The 22,323-nt window shown below is 45.5% G+C and carries 16 protein-coding genes; 8 read left to right on the top strand and 8 right to left on the bottom strand.

The features are described from left to right. The first annotated feature begins 2 nt into the window (after positions 1–2). The 6 genes from F597_RS0104520 (at position 3) to porN (ending at position 7,202) form a co-directional block, all read left to right on the top strand. Positions 3–1,097 (top strand): VOC family protein, encoded by a 1,095-nt coding sequence (locus tag F597_RS0104520; protein ID WP_019538525.1) that lies wholly within the window; start codon positions 3–5, stop codon positions 1,095–1,097. Positions 1,098–1,150: 53 nt separating this feature from the next. Further along, positions 1,151–2,125 (top strand): PorP/SprF family type IX secretion system membrane protein, encoded by a 975-nt coding sequence (locus tag F597_RS0104525; protein WP_157278954.1) that lies wholly within the window; start codon positions 1,151–1,153, stop codon positions 2,123–2,125. 171 nt (positions 2,126–2,296) lie between these two features. Then, entirely contained in the window at positions 2,297–3,715 is a 1,419-nt protein-coding gene (porK, locus tag F597_RS0104530) for a T9SS ring complex lipoprotein PorK/GldK (protein ID WP_019538527.1), read from the top strand. A 98-nt stretch (positions 3,716–3,813) separates the two neighbouring features. Next, complete coding sequence (porL, locus tag F597_RS20115) at positions 3,814–4,569, top strand: type IX secretion system motor protein PorL/GldL (protein ID WP_019538528.1); 756 nt, start codon at positions 3,814–3,816, stop codon at positions 4,567–4,569. Between the two features lie 8 nt (positions 4,570–4,577). Next, positions 4,578–6,128 (top strand): type IX secretion system motor protein PorM/GldM, encoded by a 1,551-nt coding sequence (gene porM, locus F597_RS0104540; protein WP_019538529.1) that lies wholly within the window; start codon positions 4,578–4,580, stop codon positions 6,126–6,128. A gap of 105 nt (positions 6,129–6,233) precedes the next feature. After that, positions 6,234–7,202, top strand: a complete 969-nt coding sequence (gene porN, locus F597_RS20120; protein WP_044060067.1) for a type IX secretion system ring subunit PorN/GldN — start codon at positions 6,234–6,236, stop codon at positions 7,200–7,202. Positions 7,203–7,261: 59 nt separating this feature from the next. Here the strand turns inward: porN and F597_RS0104550 are convergent, their stop codons facing one another. The 7 genes from F597_RS0104550 to nifJ form a co-directional block, all read right to left on the bottom strand. Further along, a complete protein-coding gene (locus tag F597_RS0104550; protein WP_019538531.1) occupies positions 7,262–8,578 on the bottom strand; it encodes a UDP-glucose dehydrogenase family protein in 1,317 nt (438 codons plus the stop codon). A gap of 97 nt (positions 8,579–8,675) precedes the next feature. Beyond that, positions 8,676–9,899 (bottom strand): FtsX-like permease family protein, encoded by a 1,224-nt coding sequence (locus F597_RS0104555; RefSeq protein WP_026327120.1) that lies wholly within the window; start codon positions 9,897–9,899, stop codon positions 8,676–8,678. A gap of 11 nt (positions 9,900–9,910) precedes the next feature. Further along, complete coding sequence (rbfA, locus tag F597_RS0104560) at positions 9,911–10,249, bottom strand: 30S ribosome-binding factor RbfA (protein ID WP_019538533.1); 339 nt, start codon at positions 10,247–10,249, stop codon at positions 9,911–9,913. 7 nt (positions 10,250–10,256) lie between these two features. Next, on the bottom strand, positions 10,257–10,889 hold the full coding sequence (locus F597_RS0104565; protein ID WP_019538534.1) for an O-methyltransferase: 633 nt from the start codon (positions 10,887–10,889) through the stop codon (positions 10,257–10,259). Positions 10,890–11,000: 111 nt separating this feature from the next. Further along, positions 11,001–12,473 carry a pyruvate kinase gene (pyk, locus tag F597_RS0104570; protein WP_019538535.1) on the bottom strand — a complete coding sequence of 491 codons (1,473 nt, stop codon included), beginning with the start codon at positions 12,471–12,473 and terminating at the stop codon, positions 11,001–11,003. An 89-nt stretch (positions 12,474–12,562) separates the two neighbouring features. After that, a complete protein-coding gene (gene aroQ / locus F597_RS0104575; protein WP_019538536.1) occupies positions 12,563–12,988 on the bottom strand; it encodes a type II 3-dehydroquinate dehydratase in 426 nt (141 codons plus the stop codon). A 103-nt stretch (positions 12,989–13,091) separates the two neighbouring features. After that, entirely contained in the window at positions 13,092–16,658 is a 3,567-nt protein-coding gene (gene nifJ, locus F597_RS0104580) for a pyruvate:ferredoxin (flavodoxin) oxidoreductase (RefSeq protein ID WP_026327121.1), read from the bottom strand. A 533-nt stretch (positions 16,659–17,191) separates the two neighbouring features. Here nifJ and F597_RS0104585 point away from each other — a divergent pair. Both F597_RS0104585 and F597_RS0104590 read left to right on the top strand, forming a co-directional pair. Continuing rightward, the gene (locus F597_RS0104585) at positions 17,192–19,360 is read left to right on the top strand and encodes a bifunctional alpha,alpha-trehalose-phosphate synthase (UDP-forming)/trehalose-phosphatase (protein WP_019538538.1); all 2,169 of its coding nucleotides are present in this window, start codon (positions 17,192–17,194) and stop codon (positions 19,358–19,360) included. A gap of 10 nt (positions 19,361–19,370) precedes the next feature. Beyond that, positions 19,371–20,462: a mechanosensitive ion channel family protein gene (locus F597_RS0104590; protein ID WP_019538539.1), complete on the top strand. Its 1,092-nt coding sequence runs from the start codon at positions 19,371–19,373 to the stop codon at positions 20,460–20,462. Here the strand turns inward: F597_RS0104590 and F597_RS0104595 are convergent. Then, entirely contained in the window at positions 20,449–22,245 is a 1,797-nt protein-coding gene (locus F597_RS0104595) for a glycoside hydrolase family 15 protein (RefSeq protein ID WP_019538540.1), read from the bottom strand. The genes F597_RS0104590 and F597_RS0104595 overlap by 14 nt on opposite strands. Between the last annotated feature and the right edge of the window lie 78 nt (positions 22,246–22,323).

Consider the following 22,323-nt stretch of genomic DNA (forward strand, 5'->3'; position numbering starts at 1 on the left):
GTATGAAAGAGAACTACATCATTGCAGGAATCCAACAGGTAGGTATAGGAGTAGAAAAACTGTATGAAGCATGGAAATACTATATTGACCTGTTCAATATGGATATTCGTATTCTTGAGGACGATAAAGTTGCCGAACTGATGCTACCCTACACAGGAGGAAAACCACAACGGCGCCACGCTCTGATTGCTGTTAATATGCAGGGTGGCGGCGGTTTTGAAGTGTGGCAATACTCAGAACGGAAGCCAAAACCGCTTGACTTCACATTGAATATGGGCGATCTGGGTGTTTTGATATGCAAAGTCAAAAGCAGGGACGTTGCCCACACGTTCGAAGAATTTTCCAAAAATCCGAAAGCCCATATCCTCGGCGGACTCAACAAAAATATCGACGGAAATCAGACTTTTTATGTGAAAGACCCATATGAAAATCTGTTTCAAATCGTACAGGACGATTACATTTTTAAAGACGAAGGGCAGTCGACAGGCGGTGCGGCTGGTGTAACTATCGGTGTGACAGATATCGATAAAGCGATGACAGTATATCGTGATATTCTGGGTTATGACAAGATTATCGCAGACGAGACAGGCATTTTTCCCGATTTCGAAGGATTGCCTTCAGGTACACAAAAATTTCGTCGTCGCTTGCTGACACACTCACAACCCAGAAAAGGAAGCCTTAGTGAACTATTCGGCCCCTCCTATATCGAACTGGTGCAGGCACTGGAACGTACCCCGAAAAAACTTTACGAAGGGCGTTTCTGGGGTGATCCCGGCTTTATTCAGGTTTGTTTCGATATCCGGAATATGGATGCATTACGCAAAAAGTGTGCGGAGTTGGGGCATCCCTTTACGGTAGATACCACACAAAATATCAAGGAAGGCAACTCCTTCGATATGGGTGATGCCGCAGGACAATTTGCCTATATTGAAGATCCGGACGGTACGTTGATCGAATTTGTGGAAACACACAAAATACCAATCGCAAAAAAATTAGGACTAAGCCTTAACCTGAAAAACAGGGATCCCGAAAAACCGCTTCCGAAATGGATGCTCGGAATGCTCCGGCTTATGCGGGTAAAATCCTCCAAAATATAGTAGGAAATTCCTCCTGGACACAATTTTTTCGTCGTTTTTCAGTTATACACATAATGGAAAAACGGTGTTTATTATTAACCATACTCCTGTTGCTATGCAGCCTATTACATCTGCAGGCACAATGGGATGACCCGCCCGGTCAATACTGGGCCGTAAAGAGTTATCTCAATTCCTCGTTTGCAGGTGATACAGAGGCAATCAGCACCACTGCCTTTTACCGTTATGCATGGAGAGGCATAGAAAATGCACCTCAACAACTTATCCTTACCGCTGATATGCCCTTTGAATTTTTCGGCAGACGCCACGGTGTCGGATTGGTGATTAATAATGAAACCGTAGGCCAACTGCGTAACTCATTACTGGCAGTACAATACAGTTTCAAAAAAGAGTTCGGTAAAGGCTTTCTGAATATGGGGCTACAAGCCGGAGTGTATGACTTGAATTTCGATGCAGGAAGCAAATATATTTTTGAAGATTCCTTACAACACGGCCGGGGGACGCTGAAAGTGGACCCGGCCGACAAACAGGTGATCGACCTGGGCGCCGGTATCTCCTGGACAGGGAAATCTGTTTTCATAGGTCTGTCGGCAATACATCTCAATCAACCCCGGTTTTATGCACATAATGACTCTCTCGGAGCTGATCTTCAAAGCGATTCTACGTTGTCGGCTATTCCCCTTTCCTATAATTTGATGGCCGGATACAATATTACTCTCTTTCATACGTTAGAAATACAACCGATGTTGTGGGTTCAGACCGACCTCAGCACGCTACAAGTGCAGGCTACGCTTCGCCTCGAATACAATAAAAAATTATCAGGTGGTGCATCATGGAGGATGAACGACGGATATCTGCTTTTTGCCGGAACTACCATCCGTGAAGTAGAGTTGGGATATGCCTACGGATTGCATACCAGGGGAATCGGACAAAATAGCAGGGGGAGTCATGAGCTCTACCTCCGGTATAATTTTCCGCTCGATCATTTCAAACCGAAGCGGCAACCGCATAAGAGCATCCGGTTACTGTAAAGCGGGAAAGTAGAAAGGACTGGGGAGAGGAGATGACCGGGAGACTGGGGAGATTGTGAATTCCAATCCGACATCCCAAAGTTCAAGTCTTGAATCCTGGTTCTTGACTCTTTTAGTTCAGATATTGTCACTTTTAGTTTTTCATTTTTAGCTTTTAGTTTTCTGGCAATTATGAGAAGATATATCTTATTTGGGCTGTTACTGATAGTGATCGTCTCTTGTGGAAGACGGGGGATCGGGAGCAGTATCGGCGGTGAACTGACCGGCGTCCCTGCAGGCAAAGTGTGGGGGGAACCCACACCATACAATATGGTATTGGTGTCACGGGGAGCTTATATCATGGGGCCGGGAGAGATCGATTCTCTTTGGGGATTCTCGATACCTACCCGCGGCGTATCAGTGGATAATTTTTGGATGGACGAAACGGAGATCACTAACTCCCAATACAAACAGTTTGTTTACTGGGTACGGGATTCCATCATCCGAGAACGGCTGGCAGACCCGGCCTACGCCGGCGATGACTTTTACAAGATCACTGAGGATGAATATGGTGATCCTGTCACCCCCCGGTTGAACTGGAGGATTCCCATCCCCTGGACAAGAAATACCGAAGAGGAAGAGGCTGCCATCAACAGTGTTTATACCACACATCCCATCACAGGAGAAAAAATGCTGGATGCCCGCCAGATGAATTTTCGTTACGAGTGGTTTGATGCTGCGGAAGCGGCCAGACGACAGCACCGACTGAATCCCGCAGAGAGGACATTGAACAGTGACATCATCATCGATCCGAATGAAATCATCATAATATCGAAAGATACAGCTTATATTGCTTCCGACGGCCGAATTGTTAACGAAACCGTCACCCGCCCTCTGAGCAGCCTTTACGACTTCGTACACACACGTATCGTCAATATATACCCCGATACCACCTGCTGGGTGAATGATTTTCCGAACGCGGATAATGAACGCTATTTACGCAATTATTTTTCCCATTCCGCCTACGCACACCACCCGGTAGTAGGAGTTTCATGGGAACAGGCGACTGCTTTCTGCGAGTGGCGTACCCTCTTTCTGCGCAGGAGTATTAACAGGGAAGGAGTGACGATAGAAAAATATCGTCTCCCTACCGAAGCGGAATGGGAAATGGCAGCACGGAATGCCAATTCCGACAACCGATACCCGTGGGATTCCGATGCTACAACAAGTGAAAGCGGCTGTTTCCAGGCCAACTTCAAACCGGGCGACGGAGCCTATGGTGCCGATAACCACCTTATTCCCGCTAAAGTAAGAAGCTTTAAGCCTAATAATTCAGGATTGTATGATATGGCCGGGAATGTGGCGGAATGGACTTCTACAGCCTACACCGAGTCGGGGAATGAACTGATGGGTGACCTGAACCCTGAATACAGCTATAATGCCGCTACCGAAGATCCCTATGCATTGAAACGAAAAGTAGTGAAAGGAGGTTCATGGAAAGATATCTCTACCTTTATCCGGTCGGATATGCGCGACAACGAACACCAGAACCGTGGACGTTCCTATATCGGATTTCGTTGCGTAAGGACGCAGGTCAGCTCGGGGAAATAAATTCAAAATTTCAAATTCAATATTTAAGATTTGTACAATTCCTATTCATCGGTAATTAGTAATTAGTAATTAGTAATTAGTAATTGATAATTAAAAAAATGAACGCCTACAAAAGATATAAAAACAGACTTGAACGGTTTCTGCAAACCGAGCGGGGGAAACGGTTCATCAACTTTGCCTATAGTTTCGGAGCTGCCATCGTGATACTCGGTGCGATGTTTAAACTGCTCCACTTTCCCTTCGGCAATGAGATGCTCTTTATCGGGATGGTCACCGAATGTATCGTCTTTATCCTCTCGGCGTTCGACTCACCGATACGCGATTACAGGTGGGAGCAGGTATTCCCGGCGCTCTCTTCCGTAAACTCTGAAGAGGATCCCGGTTTTAACGCTGCTATAGCACAACAGACACCACCATCCGCTCGCGAAACGGTTTCCGTTTCCGCTACGCACAATTTTACACCGCAGCACTCCGAAGTATCTACAGCTCCCCACATCCATCCGGCAAGTTCTCCCGGCGAACCGGGGTATGAAATCCCTCACAATCTCTCGGCACACACCGAAGAATACGGAAAACAGATGGAAAACCTTAATCGTACATTGTCAGGACTCAACTCCATCTACGAGATACAGCTCAAAAGTGTCAGCAGCCAGATCGGCGCCATCGAGCAGATCAATCAGGGGCTGGCCCGCCTCAGAACTATGTATGGCGATACACTCCCCGACGGATCAGTTATTAAAGCAGAAACAGAGAAAATGGCGGATCAGCTCAGAGAACTGAACGAAGTCTATGCGCGTATGCTGAATGCTATGACAGTCAATAAACAGAACAATCCCGGTAACCCCCACATATAATCCCATCCATGGCAGTCAACAGTCCCAATTCCCCCCGTCAGAAAATGATCAACCTGATGTATCTGGTATTCATTGCAATGCTGGCGTTGAACGTATCGGTCGAAGTACTCGACGGATTCGAAATGGTGGATAATAGTCTGGGAAATTCATCCGGTACGATGCTGGAACGCAACAGGCTAATCATGGATGAATTAACGGCCTACCATGCACAAAACCCGGAAAAGGCCGGTGAGTGGTTCCGGAAAGGAGTGCAGGTGCGCACCATGAGCGATTCGCTGACAAGGTATATTGGAGAACTGAAACTGCGTATGGTGCGTGAAGCTGACGGAAGAAAAGCAGATATCAATAACATCAAACACAAAGACGATCTGGAAGCCGCTTCGGTGGTTATGCTCTCCCCCGTAAATGGTGAAGGAAGAAAATTCAGGAATACAATCGATACCTACCGCGACTCAGTAACGCAACTCGTAACAGATCCCGCCCGCCGGGCAATTATCGAAAAAAATCTCAGCACACAACCACGGTCAGCCAATAAAAGCTGGGAAGCCTCTCTTTTTGAACAAATGCCGCTGGCTGCAGCTATCACCATGCTTACCAAGATAGAGAATGATATCCGTTCATCGGAAGGAGAAGCACTCTCCAATATCCTGCACAATGTGGATATTGGCGATTTTCGTGTAAACCGGCTGAATGCCTATATCATCCCCGAGTCCGATATCGTCATCCAAGGTGGTTCCTATAATGCCCGTATTGTACTCTCGGCAGAAGACTCTACCCGGCAACCTCTTATTATGGTCAACGGGGAGATTCTCGACACAGAAGAAAACGGATCCTTTTCCGTCCGGGCCGACCGTACCGGAACATTCCCGGTAGAAGGATATTTAGAAATGACCGGCAGTGAGGGTAGCGTGACCCGTCGCCCGTTTGCGGGCAGCTACACTGTGATTGAACCGATCGCTACCATCGCTCCTACCCTGATGAATGTATTGTATGCCGGCATCGACAACGAGATCGGCATTTCCGTACCCGGTATCGCTCCGCAGGATGTCAGTGCGACTATCACCAACGGCACCCTCAGCCGTCGGGGAAATATGTGGATTGCCCGTCCCTCGGCCATAGGACAGGATGTCACAATATCGGTATCGGCCCGTACCACGGGTGGAGATGTTCGGCGAGTGGCCGTTAAAGAGTTCAGGGTACGTGCGCTCCCCGATCCCACTCCATATATTGAATACAGTGATGCGAACGGAAATCCGGTAATGTTCAGGGGAGGTGGATTACAGAAAGCGGCTTTAATGAATGCCAGCGGGATAAATGCAGCTATCGACGACGGCATCCTTTCCATTCCGTTCCGGGTAATCAGTTTCCGTACTGTCTTTTTCGATTCCATGGGAAATGCTATTCCCGAAGTTTCCGATGGGAACCGTTTCTCTGATAGGCAGAAAGAGCAGATCAGACGTCTTGCACGAGGCAGTTATTTCTATATTTCGGGTGTACGGGCTGCCGGTCCCGACGGCACTGAACGGGAGATTGCAGTGATGGAGGTAAGGCTGATGTGATAATTTAATAATTTCATGATTATGAATTAAAAAACGACGTAGTCAAATTTTATAATCTTGGTTCTTGAATCTGGAATTTTGAATTTTGAATTTGAAATAAAAAGAATGCAAACAAAACGATTACTTATATTCATTCTGTTGACAGTAGGAGTTACTACCCTTTCCGCCCAAGAGACAGCGAGGGAGAGAATAGAACGGCGGCAGAGCACAGTGCAGCAACAGGCTACCGGCACGAACGTCCGCATAGAGCAGCAGAACCGCCGCAGTGAGGAAAGTATACAAAATGCCAAATGGTCTCGTATTATCTACCGCTATCTCGACCTCACCAAAGAGGCCAATGCCCCACTCTATTATCCGGTCACTCCCGTAGATGGAAGAATAAGTCTCTTTACTATGTTATTTAATCTACTGCAGGAAGAAACCATTCCTGCTTATGAGTACTTAGACGGACGGGAAGAATTCACAGAGGAATACCGGGTCAATTTTCAGGAATTGCTGGATCGGTTTGGGATTTACTATGAAACATCCGACGGAAAGATCGTAGTCAACGATGTCGATATCCCCGGTAATGAGGTAGAAGGTTATTTTGTGAAAGAGGCCTACTATTTCGATACAGGCAATTCCTCTTTCAGGGTTAGGCCGCTCGCCATCTGCCCCGTTTTGCAGCGCCGGGACGATTATGGTGCCACCACCCGCTATCCGCTCTTCTGGATCCCCTACGAGGAGATAGTCCCTTATGCACGACGGATACCGGTCATGGGGTCATCGCTCAACAACAGTATGAGCGGTAGCATCGATGATTTTTTCCGCATGAGAAAATATAACGGGGAGATTTATAAAGCGCAAAATCCGCGAAACCTTGCTATCTCGCAATATACCTCCACTCCCGAAGAAATGAAGGCTGAACAGGCAAGATTAGAACAGGAACTGATCGATTTCGAAAAGAATCTCTGGAAGCAGGAAAACCACTCTGTTGTCCCTCAACAGCAGAAAGTAAACCGTCGGAGCAAAAGAAGATCTCCGGCAACTTCATCCGGCACGGCTTCTATCTCCATGCGGGACAGGAGATATTAATATTCATCGGGAGAAAAGCCAGCCTTTCCTGTGCGTTAGGTGAGATGTTACAGATATCACTATTGCCCGATACCGCTATAAGCAAAACCGTAAGAGGCAAGCTCTTCCATATTGTAGATATTTCTCCCGTCGATCACAACATGATTGTTCATGATCTTCTTCAGGATACTCCAGTTGGGGAGCCGGAATTCTTTCCATTCAGTAGGTACTATCAACGCATCAGCGCCATTGGCGGCATCATAAATATCGGTAGCATAATAGATGGAATCGTTCAGGTAATAACGGGCTTCCTGCATTGCCGCGGGATCATAAGCCCGCACAGATACACCTGCCTCCCGCAGGCTTTTGATCAGGGTGAGTGACGGTGCTTCACGCATATCGTCGGTTTCCGGCTTAAACGACAATCCCCATACAGCTGCGGTCTTCCCTTCCATTTCGCCGTTAAAATGATGTTTAAATTTTTGAAACAGGATATCTTTCTGACGATTATTCACTTCTTCGACTGCCTTCAAAACGTTCATCTCATATCCGGCATCTTCCGCCACCTTAATCAACGCACGAATATCCTTGGGAAAACAGCTACCTCCATAACCGCAACCAGGATAAAGGAAACTTCTGCCAATCCGGGAATCGCTGCCCATACCACGGCGTACCATATTCACGTCGGCTCCTACCCTCTCACACAGATTGGCGATATCATTCATAAAACTGATACGTGTAGCCAGCATAGCGTTGGACGCATACTTGGTCATCTCCGACGAGAGGATATCCATAAAGATAACCCGGAAATTATTCAGCACGAAAGGACGGTAAAGTTTAGTCATCAAGTTTTTTGCTTCTTCGCTTTCCACTCCCACAATCACCCGATCGGGGCTCATAAAGTCGTTCACAGCCGCACCTTCCTTCAGAAATTCGGGATTGGAGGCCACATCAAATTGCAGATCTGTCAATCCCCGTTCATCAAGTCGTTTTCTCACCAGATCCCTGATACGATATGAAGTTCCAACGGGAACAGTACTTTTGGTGACAATCAACAAGGATTTGGACATGTGCTCGGCAATAGTATTTGCCACTGTCATCACATAAGAAAGATCGGCCGTTCCGTCTTCGTCGGAGGGAGTACCCACTGCGATGAACACAATTTCCATATCGTTCAGTATGGCCGACAAATCGGTCGAGAAATGAAGACGGTCCGCTTCATAGTTGCGCACCACAATATTCTTTAACCCTGGTTCGTAGATAGGTATGATCCCTTTTTTCAACCTCTCAATCTTTTCTCTGTCGATATCCACACAGGTCACATCGACACCCATCTCAGAAAAGCAGGCTCCTGAAACTAAACCTACATAACCTGTTCCTACAATAGCTATTTTCATATTTTTAATTAAAAATGAAAAACTAAAAGCTTCTATCCTCTATCCTGCAAAGCACATTATCCCTTTTCTAATCTTTCCACCTTTCCACTTTTCCACCTTACTGTTGGAGTTTCTTTCTCAAGTTATTGACGGGATAAAGCACTGTCAACAGGCTTATCAAGCTCACAACCGCAAAGGCGATCACCACATCCGTCATTTTGACGATCACCGGATAGGCATCAATAATATAAGCACCAGGCGTATCACTTAACTGAAGTAATCCGAAATGTTGCTGCAATAAACATAATGACAATCCGGTAATTATGCCGGAGATGATACCGATAAACGAAATCAACCATCCTTCGTACAAAAAGATACGTGATATCAATTGTTCGGATGCTCCCATATTCTGCAGGCTTTTGATATCGTCCCGTTTCTCCACGATCAGCATTGAAAGCGAACCCACCAGATTAAAAACAGCAATCAACAAGACGAATACCATGATAAGGAAGGTCACCCATTTCTCAATTTGCATCATCCGGTACGATTCTTTTTGTTGTTGATACCGGTCTTCCACAAGAAAATTATCTCCCAGGATACGTTCTATTTCACGCTTCACTCTGTTCACCGAGACGTTGGGGTCCAATTTGATATCCAGTGACGTCACCTGGTTTTCATACTCAAAAAGATCCCGCGCCAGTTGAATAGGAATGATAGCCATTTGTTCGTCATATTCCGGGGAATTGAGGCTGAAAACGCCACCAATCTGAATGTATGCTCTAGTGAATGCTGCAGCCGGGTTAGCCAGGTTTACCCTTACATCACGTTTGGGTGCATATATTTCAATGGGATTGATAAAACCGGGACGCGCGCCAAGTGTCATTGCCAATCCGGAACCCAGCGTAGTATAGTCCACCACATCTTCGCGCAGGTTAAATGATCCCTCCAGTAATAACTTCTCCATGTCGGTCATCAACTTAAACTCCTCCGATACTCCTTTCATCAGCACCGGAACCTGACTTTCGCCGAACATAAAAAGGGCATTCTCTTCCAGTGATTCGGAAATGATCTGTATGCCATTTACCTGTAACGCCTTCTCAAATTCCGGCGTATGATAATCAAACACTTTTCCCTCTTTCACCGTAATCTTCAGATCGGGATCGAAAGCATTGAACGTACCCTCCACAATACCTCCGAAACCATTAAAGATAGAAAGTACGCATACTATAGCCGCAGTAGCGACAGCGATACCGCATACCGATATAGCGGAAATCACGTTGACGACATTGTGTGATTTCTTTGAGAAGAGATATCTGCGCGCTATGAAAAAGGAGACGTTCACCGGCCGGGATTTTACTGGTCTTTCAATAGTCTGTCGATATTTTCGATATAATCGAGCGAGTCATCCACATGAAACGTCAGTTCAGGGATCACCCGCAATTGGTTTCTTAACCGCTTGCCCAGGTCGTAACGGACGGTCTTCACATTTTCATTGATATTTTTAACCAACTCTTCTGCTTTTTCCGACGGAAACACACTCAGATAGGCATGGGCGATACCCAGGTCGGGCGATACCCGTACGTTGGTTACCGAAATCAATACGCCCTGCATCTTTTTGGCATCCAGCAGAAAAATCTCACTGAGTTCTTTCTGTATCAACCGGTTTACTTTTTGTTGTCTGTTCGTATCCATGCTATTGTTATTTTTTTCTTATCAATGTCAATCCGTCGCGGAGAGGCAGGATCACCTTCTCCACCCGGTCGTCATCGGCCAGTTTCCTGTTAAAATCCAATATCGCTTGGGTTGCCCAATCGTTACTTTTCACCTCTTCTATTACTTTTCCGTACCAAAGGGTGTTGTCGACCAGGATAAAACCCCCTTTCCTGATCTTCGGGAGGGTATCTTCGTAATGAAGACAATAATCTTCCTTATCGGCATCAAGGAAAGCGAGATCGAAACTTTCATCCGGAAAACGGGAAAGGATATCCAACGCATCACCAATATGAAGGATAATCTTGTTTCCGTGCTCAGACTGTGCAAAATTATTGCGTATCCGATCCTCTAATTCATCATCAATTTCAATGGTGTGAAGTTCACTTCCTTCTACGAGGCCTTCTGCGAAACAGAGAGCTGAATATCCGACAAAAGTACCGATTTCCAGTACCCGCTTCGGACGGATCATTTGCGTGATCATTTTCAGGAAGCGTCCCTGCAGATGCCCGGAAGTCATGTTTCCCTGCAACAGTTTCACATGCGCATCCCGATCGATCTTTTTCAGCACCTCCGGCTCCGCATCTATATGGGACAGTATGTATTCTTCTATTTTGCTCATTCGATACTACTTTTAGAATTACTAATTACCAATTACAGATTTATCGTGCGAACCTCATTATCTTATTATATTGGCACATTAGCATATTAGTCCCATTGGCACATTAAATTGCTACATTGTATAATCGGGTAGATTGTATTTCTCTTTCGCTTCGAGAATTCTCCAGACATCTATGATTTCCAGATAGGTCGTTCCTCCGGTTTCACCGAAACTTCCTCCCAGGTAAGCTACTCTATCCTGAGACTGGATCGTCTTCTTCCCGAGCATTTGATTAATCGCTTCCGTGAAATAGGCTCGCCGGCTCTCCTTGGTATTACCATCCCCTTTTCCTTGCTGAAATTCTGCCCAGATACCGTATGACAGTGCCAACTCACGTGCCAGTCGCTTGGTAGTGGTAATAGCGTAAACGGGACTCTTTCCCCGGAATGCAGCCAATACCCTGGCAGTCCTGCCGGTGTGACTGTCAGTCACAATCGCCTTTACATTCAGGATGGCACACGATTTCACTGCCTGCTTGGCGAGAAATTCGGTAACCTCACGATTATCATCAGGATCATAGGGTACCCGGATATCATTCTCCGACAGTTTGGTCAGTTCTGCCTCATAGGCTGTCTTTGCCATGGTACGTACCGCCTCTACCGGATACTTACCATATGCTGTCTCACCGCTAAGCATTACTGCATCGGTGCGATAATAGATTGCATTGGCGATATCGGTAATTTCCGCCCGTGTAGGACGTGGATTATTGATCATGGAATGCAGCATTTGAGTAGCTACAATAACCGGCTTCTTATGATGAATGGCTTTTCTGATCAGCACACGCTGTATACCGGGTATTTTCTCCTGAGCTACTTCTATTCCCAGGTCTCCACGGGCGATCATAATACCATAGGCTGCTTCCAGTATCTCGTCGGCATTATCCACACCTTCCTGATTCTCTATCTTGGCAATAATTTTGATAGGGCTCCGCAGCGCATCCAGTATTTCCTGTACAGCTTCTACATCCTCCTTATTTCTCACGAACGAATGAGCCACAAAATCCACATCGTGTTTTGCGGATAATTCGAGAAATTTCTTATCGCGATCAGTAATTGCAGGAAGGTTGATACGCACACCGGGAATATTCACACTCTTGCGGCTACCGATCACCCCGTCATTTTTGGCGCAGCAGAGCAGATAATCGTTCGCAACCTCGATCACTTCCAAATCTACTTCTCCGTCATCAATCAGGATATCATCCCCCACATGCATCTCTTCGGTAATATTCCGGTAGGTGATATATACTGTATCTCTTGAAGAGATGCCCTCCGGATTTCCTACAATTCTTATCTTGTCTCCAATTTTCAATTCAATAGGATTTTCCAACACCGTAGTCCGAATCTCCGGGCCTTTGGTATCTACCAATATCGCGATCTGATCAGAAACTATCCGTACATTGTTAATAATATTGAGAAACCCTTCTTCATCAAGATGGGCAGAATTAAGCCTTACCACATTCATTCCGGCATCGAATAATTGTTCTAAAAAAGGTACATCACAACGTTTATCAGAAATAGTGGCAATAATTTTCGTATGTTTATACATATATATATGTTGATTTGTAAATTTATTGATGTGATAATTTGTTGATTAATCAATAAATCATTGAATTATCACATCATTTAATCATTTTATTATCTTTTATCGCGAACCAAAGCATTCAACGCCAAACGATAGGAATCGGTACCAAAACCGGCAATAACTCCAAGGCAGACAGCCGACAGCATAGAGTGATGACGGAACTCTTCCCGCGCATACACATTGGAGATATGCACCTCTACTACCGGAGCAGAAACCGCCTTGATAGCATCGCGAATAGCTACAGAGGTATGAGTATAACCTCCTGCGTTGAGGATAATACCATTACTTTCAAATCCGGCTTCCTGTATCTTGTTAATGATTTCGCCCTCTACATTCGATTGGAAATAGTCGATCCCAATACCTGGATTATCGGCCCGTAACTGCTCCAGATAGTCGCCGAATGTCTGACCACCATATACTTCCGGTTCCCTGACACCCAGCAAGTTGAGATTCGGGCCGTTGATGATTTGGATTTTCATAACTGTTCATCTTTTTTAGCCGCAAAGATACATCATTATTTTTAAACAACCGGGGGTATCACAATAAGTGATACCCCCGGGAGTATAACAGCTATATTGTTATTTAGTTCGCTTCATCCGCTGTTTCTGTTACCGGCACAGCAAACGATGCTTCAGCCATCCGCCGGTAAGAGCGGTACCGCCATTGTGCATTCTCTTTCGCAGCTGCAAAAAGCTCATCGGCTTCCCGCGGGAATGACTTCATCAACTGGGTATAACGGACTTCTCCGAGCAGGAAGTCTTTAAATCTACTCCAGTCCGGCTCTTTACTGTCGAGTTGGAACGGATTCTTTCCTTCTTCCTCAAGACGCGGGTCATAGCGCCACAGGTGCCAGTATCCGCATTCTACTGCAGCTTTTTGTTCAGACTGGGCGTGTCCCATTCCTCTTCTTAAGCCGTGACTGATACAGGGAGAATAGGCAATCACAATTGAAGGACCGTTGTAAGACTCGGCCTCCTTAATCGCCTTCAGTGTTTGTGCCTGGTTAGCTCCCATGGCTACCTGTGCTACATATACATATCCGTACGTAGCAGCAATCATACCGAGATCTTTTTTGCGTATCCGCTTTCCGGCAGCAGCAAACTTGGCAACCGCAGCGATCGGCGTCGACTTGGATGATTGCCCTCCCGTATTGGAATAGACTTCTGTATCAAGTACCAATATATTGATATTCTGTCCACTTGCCAGTACATGGTCGAGACCACCGAATCCTATATCATAAGCCCAACCATCACCTCCGAATACCCAGATTGACTTCTTGGACAAATATTTCTCAAGTGATAGGATCTCTTTTGCGATCTGGTTACCTGCCCCGGTGAGAGATGCAACGATCCTGGGGGCCAACTCTTTCGACACATCGGCATCCTCTCCGTTATCGATCCATTGACGGAACAGTTCTTTCTGTTCTTCGGTGAATTCTCCCGATGCGAGCCCTTTTTGCATTAAGTCCCGGATACGGTTACGCATACTCATATGGGCAATTGCAAAACCATATCCGTATTCAGCATTGTCTTCGAAGAGCGAGTTGGCCCATGCCGGCCCTTTACCTTCTTCATTTTTGGTATAAGGTGTGGCCGGGGCAGAAGCGCCGTAGATAGAGGAACAACCGGTGGCGTTGGCGATCATCATCCTTTCGCCATAGAGTTGTGTAACCAGCTTCACGTAGGGTGTTTCTCCGCAACCTGAGCAGGCACCGGAGAATTCAAACAACGGTGTGGCAAACTGGGAATTCTTCACATTCAGTTTCACATCTACCAAATGTGCTTTACTGGTCACATTATCCACCATATAATCCCAGTTTTTCTGGTTGTCGTACTGTGTGGCGATTGGCACCATTTCAAGCGCCTTTTCTCCTTTCTTGCCGGGGCATACATCCACACAATTACCACAACCGAGGCAATCGAGCACATCGACCTGAATACGGAAACCCATATCGGCAAACTGCTTGCCCTGTGCTTTCAGGATTTCCACATCTTCTCCTACACCTTTCTGTTCTTCCTCATCGAGAACAAACGGGCGTATGGTAGCGTGGGGACATACATAAGCACACTGATTACACTGGATACATGTTTCCGGCTTCCATACCGGCACACTCACCGCTACACCGCGTTTCTCGTAAGTGGTTGTACCCATCTCCCAGGTACCGTCTTCACGGCCGCTGAAAGCAGATACGGGCAGACCGTAACCTCGCTGTGCATTTACCGGGCGTACTACCTTCCGGATAAATTCAGGTGCATCGTTGGAGGTATCGGCAACAGTCTCAATAACAGCCCATTCCATAGGCACTTCCACTTCTTCCACGTCACCTCCACGGTCGACCGCCGCATAGTTCATTTTCACCACCTCTTCCCCTTTTCTTCCATATGATTTCACAATGAATTTCTTCATCTGCTCCACAGCAAGTTCATAAGGAATAACGTTGGATATTTTAAAAAATGCCGATTGCAGGATGGTATTGGTACGATTACCCAATCCGATCTCTTCGGCAATTTTCGTAGCATTGATGATATAGAACCTGATATTGTTTTCAGCAAAATACTTCTTTATATGATCAGGCAGATGATTGCCCACTTCTTCTTTAGCCCATACCGAGTTGAGAAGGAATGTTCCGTTCTTTTTTAATCCTTTGGTCACATCATACAGATGCAGGTAGGCCGGCACATGGCATGCTACAAAATTGGGTGTATTCACCAAATAAGTCGAACGAATAGGATTATCTCCAAAACGAAGGTGAGAACAGGTAAATCCGCCCGACTTCTTGGAGTCGTAAGCGAAGTAAGCCTGTACATATTTATCGGTATTATCACCGATAATCTTGATAGAGTTTTTATTAGCTCCGACAGTACCATCCGATCCCAATCCGTAGAATTTGGCTTCGTAGGTGGTCTCATCTATAGTGATCTCTTCTTTCAAAGGAAGTGATTTGAATGTCACATCATCTACAATACCGATAGTGAAATCGTTTTTCGGTATATTCATAGAGAGGTTCTCAAAGACCGATACGATCTGTGCCGGAGTGGTGTCTTTGGATGAAAGGCCATAAATCCCTCCCACAATTTCAGGTGCACCCTCTTTTCCATAGAAGGAATCCTTTACATCAAGATAGAGCGGCTGTCCGGCAGCACCCGGTTCTTTGGTCCGATCGAGTACGGCGATACGTTTCGCCGTTTCCGGAATTGCCGACAAAAACGCTTCGGCCTTAAAGGGACGATAAAGATGAACGGCTACCATTCCCACTTTCTCCCCTCTTTCGTTAAGGTAATCTACTGCTTCACGAATAGTTTCCGTTACAGAACCCATGGCGATCACTACTCTCTCAGCTTGCGGATCACCGTAATAATCGAATAGGCCGTATTTACGGCCGGTCACAGCAGCCAGTTTTTCGAGGTATTTTTCCACAACACCTGGTACTGCATCGTAGAACGGGTTGGAAGCTTCGCGTGCCTGAAAATAAATATCATCATTTTGAGCCGTACCTCTTGTAACAGGATTATCAGGATTCAATGCCCGGTCACGGAATGCCTGTAAAGCTTCCCGGTTAATAAGGGGTGCCAGATCGTCGTTCGATAAAGCCTCTATCTTCTGGATTTCGTGTGATGTACGGAATCCGTCGAAGAAATGGAGAAAAGGAATACGGCTTTCTATCGCAGCCAAGTGTGCTACGGCCGCCAGGTCCATCACTTCCTGTACCGATCCGGTAGCAAAAAGTGCGAAACCGGTAGGCCTTGCAGCCATTGCATCCTGGTGGTCGCCGAAAATAGAAAGGGCGTGTGAAGCCAATGCACGTGCCGAAACGTGAAATACGCCGGGGAGCAACTCTCCCGCTATTTTGTACATGTTGGGGAGCATCAACAACAGCCCCTGAGAGGCAGTAAAAGTGGATGTAAGTGCACCCGCCTGCAAAGAGCCATGTACAGCTCCGGCAGCCCCGGCCTCCGATTGCATCTCCTGCACCAGTACCGGCTGTCCGAAAATATTTTTTCTTCCGGCAGCCGCCCATTCATCCACATATTCGGCCATAGTGGAAGAAGGGGTTATCGGGTAGATCGCAGCCACCTCGCTAAACATATACGCGATGTGAGCGGCGGCCTGATTACCGTCGCAGGTTAAGTAAGTTTTTTGTTTTGCCATAATTATATGATGATGTTACTATAAAATTGCAATCCTTAGTTTAGATACTTCTCAATAGTTCAATTACATCAGGCACTTTGAGTCGCCTTGCTCCTCGATTTTCAATTCTGCGTTCGGCAAAGTAAATAAATTTACTCTGCTCTCACTTAACGAAATAGTTCTATGCTCGACATAGTAAAAACAAGTTTTTCCTCTGTACTCACTTATCGAAAACATTCAAACAAGTTTGTCTTTTGCTCGTATTGCTTATCGAAAACGTTGTAATCTGAACAACGAAATTACTATAAAAAAGTGGAAGCAACAAACCATACTGTTTTTTTGTTCACGAACGATTTGATAAAAAAAGAATCTAAACAGAAAAAATAAGTTAAATTTTAATCTTTCATGAAAGTATAACGTTATAATTAATATACTAATGAGTCAATAAATCAATGTGCCAATTTAATCATGTGATAAGGTGGGAAAGTGTTTTTCACTTTTCATTTTTAATTTAAATAGTCATGGCTCTTGATTTGAAAAGTATTGAATAAAATATGAAGATAATAATAATTGCTAATAGATTACCTGTTAAAATTGAACGGGAAGAGAAAGGGTTTTGTATCGTCAGAAGTGAAGGGGGGCTTGCCACAGGCCTCGGATCATTAGAGACAGAATCCGAAATCTACTGGGTCGGTTGGCCCGGCATTCATACTGAGGATGAAGAGGAAAAGAAGGAGATCACGAAGAAATTACATGAAATGAATTTTCATCCTGTTTTTCTTTCTGCCAATCAGATTGAATACTATTACGAAGGTTACAGTAACAGTACCATCTGGCCGTTGTGTCATTACTTTTTTTCCTATATCGAATACAAAACGGAATACTGGCAAGCATACCAGGAAGTGAATCGACTGTTTTGTCAGGAATCAATTCCTTTTATAGAAAAGGATGACATGATATGGGTTCAGGACTATCAATTGATGTTATTGCCAAAAATGATCCGTACAGAAAAACCGGATACGAATATCGGCTATTTCCATCATATTCCTTTTCCTTCTTATGAACTTTTCAGGGTGTTGCCAGAAAGGGAAGCAGTATTGGAAGGCTTACTCGGCGCGGATCTTATCGGCTTTCATACGCATGATTACATGCGGCATTTTATCAGTGCCATCTATCGCGTACTGGATCTGAACTGCAGCCTCGACGAGATCAATCTCCAGGACCGGATCGTTCATGTCGATGCTTTCCCGATGGGCATCAATTATGAGCAATACCATGAGGCACCCGGGTTACCGGAAGTGAAGGAAAAGTCGGAGATGCTCCGCAAAGAGCTGGGCGACACTACCGTAATACTCTCCGTAGATCGTCTTGATTACAGTAAAGGTATCCTGCATCGTCTGCAAGGTTTTAAACAGTTTTTGGATAATTATCCCGAATATCACGAGAAGATATCGCTGGCCATGATAGTCGTTCCTTCCCGTGACAGTGTGGATATTTACGCTGACCTGAAAACAAAAATCGACCAGGCTATCGGGGAGATCAACGGCCAATATTCCAGATTGGGATGGACTCCCATCTATTATTTTTACCGTAGTTTTTCATTCGAAGAACTGATTGCGATGTATGATATTGCCGGGATTGCCCTGGTAACTCCTCTGCGCGACGGAATGAATCTGGTAGCCAAAGAGTATCTGGCAACCAAAAACAGCCACAGCGGCGTTCTTATCCTCAGCGAAATGGCCGGTGCCGCTATCGAATTACAGGATGCCATCATCATCAACCCAAACGACAGCGACGAAATTGAAAGAGCCATATTGGAGGCACTGCGTATGCCCGAACAAGAAAAGAGAGAAAGGCTGCAAAATATGCAGAAACGGATATCCAAACAGTCGGTAAAGAAATGGGCAAATGATTTCGTGGAAGAACTACAGTCCATCAAAGTCCAGAATAAGGAGATACTGCAGAAGATCGTAGGGAAAAGACAGCTCAACCAGATCAAGAACGCTTATGACGATGCTACCTCCCGCCTGATTCTGCTCGACTATGACGGTACCCTTGCACCATTTGTCAAGAAACCGGAAGATGCTGTTCCATCTCCCGGATTACTGGAGCTTTTACAAAAGATGACCGGGGATAAAAGAAACAAGGTGGTGATTAACAGCGGAAGGAACCGTCAAATACTTGACCAATGGTTTCGGGGGTTGGATCTTGATTTTGCTGCCGAGCATGGTATGTTTTACAAGGAAAACGGACAATGGCATAAAAACATACAGGAGAAAGTGGAATGGGATGACGAGATCATTCAGATCATCCAGCATGCGATAGACAAAACTCCCCGTTCTCATTTGGAAAAAAAGGATGCCGCCCTGGTATGGCACTATCGTAAAGTAGACGTCTGGCTTGCAGAATTGCGGGCACAGCAACTGATCAATGCCCTGATAGGACCCTGTTCCCGACTGAATCTCCAGATCGTCCCCGGAAATAAGATTGTAGAGGTCAAACCTCCCGATTTCAACAAGGGCAGTGAAGTGCTGCGCAGGCTGGACAAGGGGGCGTATGACTTTGTGATGGCTATCGGCGATGACACTACCGATGAGGATATGTTCAGGGTACTTCCTCCGGGTGGTATCAGCATCAAGGTAGGTAATTTCTCTCCTGCAGCGAAATATCGTCTCCCTTTACAGTCATCTGTAATTCCATTTTTATCCAACTTAATTAAATAACAATCTCCCTATGGATTTTATTGACCATCTTATCCCCAACAGTTCACTACGATACCCATTTATTGCATTGCTATTTATTGCATTATTCATCATACTGGTCCTTGTTTTTAATTTTATCATCAGGAAATGGAGGATTCGGACACAAAAAAGTAAAAGCCACATTGATGATTTTATTGTCCGCCTTTTCAGAGTTCCCGGGATATGGATCATTTTCGCTATATTATTAAATATATTCAGTACGCTGTTACAGGAAGATGCACGCACTTTTGAAGTCTTACAGAAAATAAGCCGGATATTGCTGATTCTCACACTCGGATGGATAATTGTACAGATTATCAGGGGTACCTTTCATTATTGGCAGAACAAGCTCGACATCAATAATCCCAATAATCTTGAAGCTAGGAAGAGGCTTACACAGATGAGTATGATCGAGAGGATCACGATCATACTCACAGCCTTTATCTTCTTTTCGATAGCACTGATGACCATCGATTCAGTCAGGCAACTGGGTGTCAGCCTGCTGGCTTCGGCAGGAGTGGCGGGGATCATTATAGGATTCGCAGCCCAACGTAGTTTCGGACAGATATTCTCCGGTATCCAGATTGCTTTTACACAGCCGGTCAGACTGGATGATGTAGTAGTCATTGAGGGAGAATGGGGGCGTATTGAAGAAATCAATATCACATACGCCGTGGTAAAGATCTGGGATGAGCGACGGTTAATCATACCCATCGATTATTTCTTGAACAACCCCATACAAAATTGGACAAGAACCACTTCCGATATATTGGGAACAGTATTCCTCTATGTCTCTTACGACCTGCCTCTGGAACCATTGCGTGAAGAACTGGCACGCATAGTGGAAGATGACCCCAATTGGGATGGACGTGTCCATAACATCCAAGTCACCGAAAGCAAGCAGTGGTACAAAGAGATAAGGGTATTGGTCAGCAGTAACAACTCATCCAGCAATTGGGATCTCCGGGTAGCTGTCCGCGAAAAACTGATCGATTTTATCAATCGGTACTATCCCGGTTCATTTGCAAAGATCAACTCTGCCGCTACGGGAGAAAAAGGGACTCCAGCTGTTACGGACGAATAAATTTGGAAAGGTGCTTCTCCTCCGAGAACAGCACTGCTGTGTTAATAAATGCAAGGTGTGAATAAGCCTGCGGGAAGTTGCCTAACTGACGTTTGGTCTTAAAATCGAGATCTTCGCTGTAGAGCCCCAGATGATTGGAATAGGAAATCATCTTCTCAAATATTTCACGTGCCTCCTCTGTTTCGCCGATCTTAAAAAGCGCCTCGATCAGCCAGAAAGTACAGATAGTAAATGAAGAGGTAGGCACACCGAAATCATCCTCTGCTTTATAACGGTACATAAGTCCTTCATGATAAAGGTGCTCTTTGATGGCCTTTACCGTTTTTACGTACCGCTCATTGTCGGGTTCGATGAAATCATAGAACTGCATAAGTAACAACGAAGAATCATAATCGGTATTACCATAGGCCTGAGTGAAGCATTGCAACTCTTCGCTCCATCCCTTTTCATGCACTTCCGCCTTAATCATATCCGCTTTCCGGCGCCATTTCTCGGCATAGCTATCCCTATGTAACAGTTCGGCAATCAGCGATGCCCTGTCAACAGCCACCCAACTCATCACTTTCGAAAAGACAAAATGCATCTTCCTTGTACGGAATTCCCAGATGCTTCTGTCCGGTTTGTCCCACGCAGCCAATACCGAACGCACCAGATTCTTGATGATCTCCCATATCTCCTCTACTTCATCCAGCGTTCCCGGGAAATAGAGATAGTATTTATAGATGACGTCCAGGAGATAGCCGATAGAGTCGTTCTGCTCCTGATAATAGGCTGCATTCCCGATCCTTACGGGGCGTGAGCCCTCGTAACCGCTCAAATGGGGCAGTTCCTCTTCCGTCAGTTCACGTTCACCACGGATGCCATACATGATCTGGATGGTTTCGTTACGGGACGACTTCAGGATGCGTTTCACAAAACCGATAAAACGCTCTGCCGTTGCCCGCTGTTTCATGAACAGCAGCGTATCTATCGACATGGAAGCATCGCGCAACCAACAGAAGCGGTAATCCCAGTTCCTGTTTTCCCCGATGCTTTCGGGCAGGCTGGTAGTCACCGCTGCCAACATGGCTCCCGATTCCTGGTATGACAACAATCTAAGTACAAGCAGGCTGCGTTTGATCATGTCGTTGTATTGCAGATAATCCCTGGAGCGATTCACGAAATTGAGCCAATACACTTTCGTGCGCTCATACTCCAACAGGATACGGTTGATATCCACAGTCATTAATTTCTGGTTATACGACAAAAGAAAGAAATGATGTCCGGCCAGCTCAATCTCCTCACGGCTGATCACTACTTCCGGATCAAAACTGCTATAGAGATAGATTTTATCTTCTGAATCTTCTGCTGAATGCGTTTTAATATAACTCCCCACTATTTCATGGCGGACCTCTTCCCTGGCATAGTTAATCTTTGGATCGTAAATTATTTTGACTAACGGCCGTCCTCTCGTGACCCTGATATACCGGTGAATTTCCGGCGGCATATAATAGCGGTTCGCCTCGGTCTGATAACGGGGCATATAATCGAACACGATAAACCCGTTCTCAGGCGACTCAAACCTTGTCAACAGCATATTGGTATGCCCGTGATAACTCTGGGTAATGGTATATTCATCCGACACCTCAAAATGAAAACTACCCCCTTTTTCCTCGTCCAGCAGTTTCGCAAAGACAGATGGGGAATCAAAATCGGGGAGACAGAACCAGTCTATACTCCCGGTTTTCGATACCAATGCCGCGGTGCGGCAGTTCCCGATGATTCCGTAATCCAAATTTTTCATTCTAATCAATTTTACGGTTTTCTATTTTCTCTCTAAAAACAAAGATAAGGATTCCAGCTTAGAAAAAAGAAAAAACGG

Source organism: Proteiniphilum acetatigenes DSM 18083 (assembly GCF_000380985.1).
GTDB lineage: Bacteria > Bacteroidota > Bacteroidia > Bacteroidales > Dysgonomonadaceae > Proteiniphilum > Proteiniphilum acetatigenes.

Excerpts from the sequence above, each read along its gene's own strand:
- porM (WP_019538529.1), top strand. The coding sequence starts at position 4,578 with ATGGCAGTCAACAGTCCCAATTCCCCCCGTCAGAAAATGATCAACCTG.
- rbfA (WP_019538533.1), bottom strand. The coding sequence starts at position 10,249 with ATGGATACGAACAGACAACAAAAAGTAAACCGGTTGATACAGAAAGAA.
- porL (WP_019538528.1), top strand. The coding sequence starts at position 3,814 with ATGAACGCCTACAAAAGATATAAAAACAGACTTGAACGGTTTCTGCAA.
- porN (WP_044060067.1), top strand. The coding sequence starts at position 6,234 with ATGCAAACAAAACGATTACTTATATTCATTCTGTTGACAGTAGGAGTT.
- F597_RS0104590 (WP_019538539.1), top strand. The coding sequence starts at position 19,371 with ATGGATTTTATTGACCATCTTATCCCCAACAGTTCACTACGATACCCA.
- F597_RS0104550 (WP_019538531.1), bottom strand. The coding sequence starts at position 8,578 with ATGAAAATAGCTATTGTAGGAACAGGTTATGTAGGTTTAGTTTCAGGA.
- F597_RS0104585 (WP_019538538.1), top strand. The coding sequence starts at position 17,192 with ATGAAGATAATAATAATTGCTAATAGATTACCTGTTAAAATTGAACGG.
- F597_RS0104525 (WP_157278954.1), top strand. The coding sequence starts at position 1,151 with ATGGAAAAACGGTGTTTATTATTAACCATACTCCTGTTGCTATGCAGC.
- F597_RS0104520 (WP_019538525.1), top strand. The coding sequence starts at position 3 with ATGAAAGAGAACTACATCATTGCAGGAATCCAACAGGTAGGTATAGGA.
- porK (WP_019538527.1), top strand. The coding sequence starts at position 2,297 with ATGAGAAGATATATCTTATTTGGGCTGTTACTGATAGTGATCGTCTCT.
- F597_RS0104565 (WP_019538534.1), bottom strand. The coding sequence starts at position 10,889 with ATGAGCAAAATAGAAGAATACATACTGTCCCATATAGATGCGGAGCCG.
- nifJ (WP_026327121.1), bottom strand. The coding sequence starts at position 16,658 with ATGGCAAAACAAAAAACTTACTTAACCTGCGACGGTAATCAGGCCGCC.
- aroQ (WP_019538536.1), bottom strand. The coding sequence starts at position 12,988 with ATGAAAATCCAAATCATCAACGGCCCGAATCTCAACTTGCTGGGTGTC.
- pyk (WP_019538535.1), bottom strand. The coding sequence starts at position 12,473 with ATGTATAAACATACGAAAATTATTGCCACTATTTCTGATAAACGTTGT.
- F597_RS0104595 (WP_019538540.1), bottom strand. The coding sequence starts at position 22,245 with ATGAAAAATTTGGATTACGGAATCATCGGGAACTGCCGCACCGCGGCA.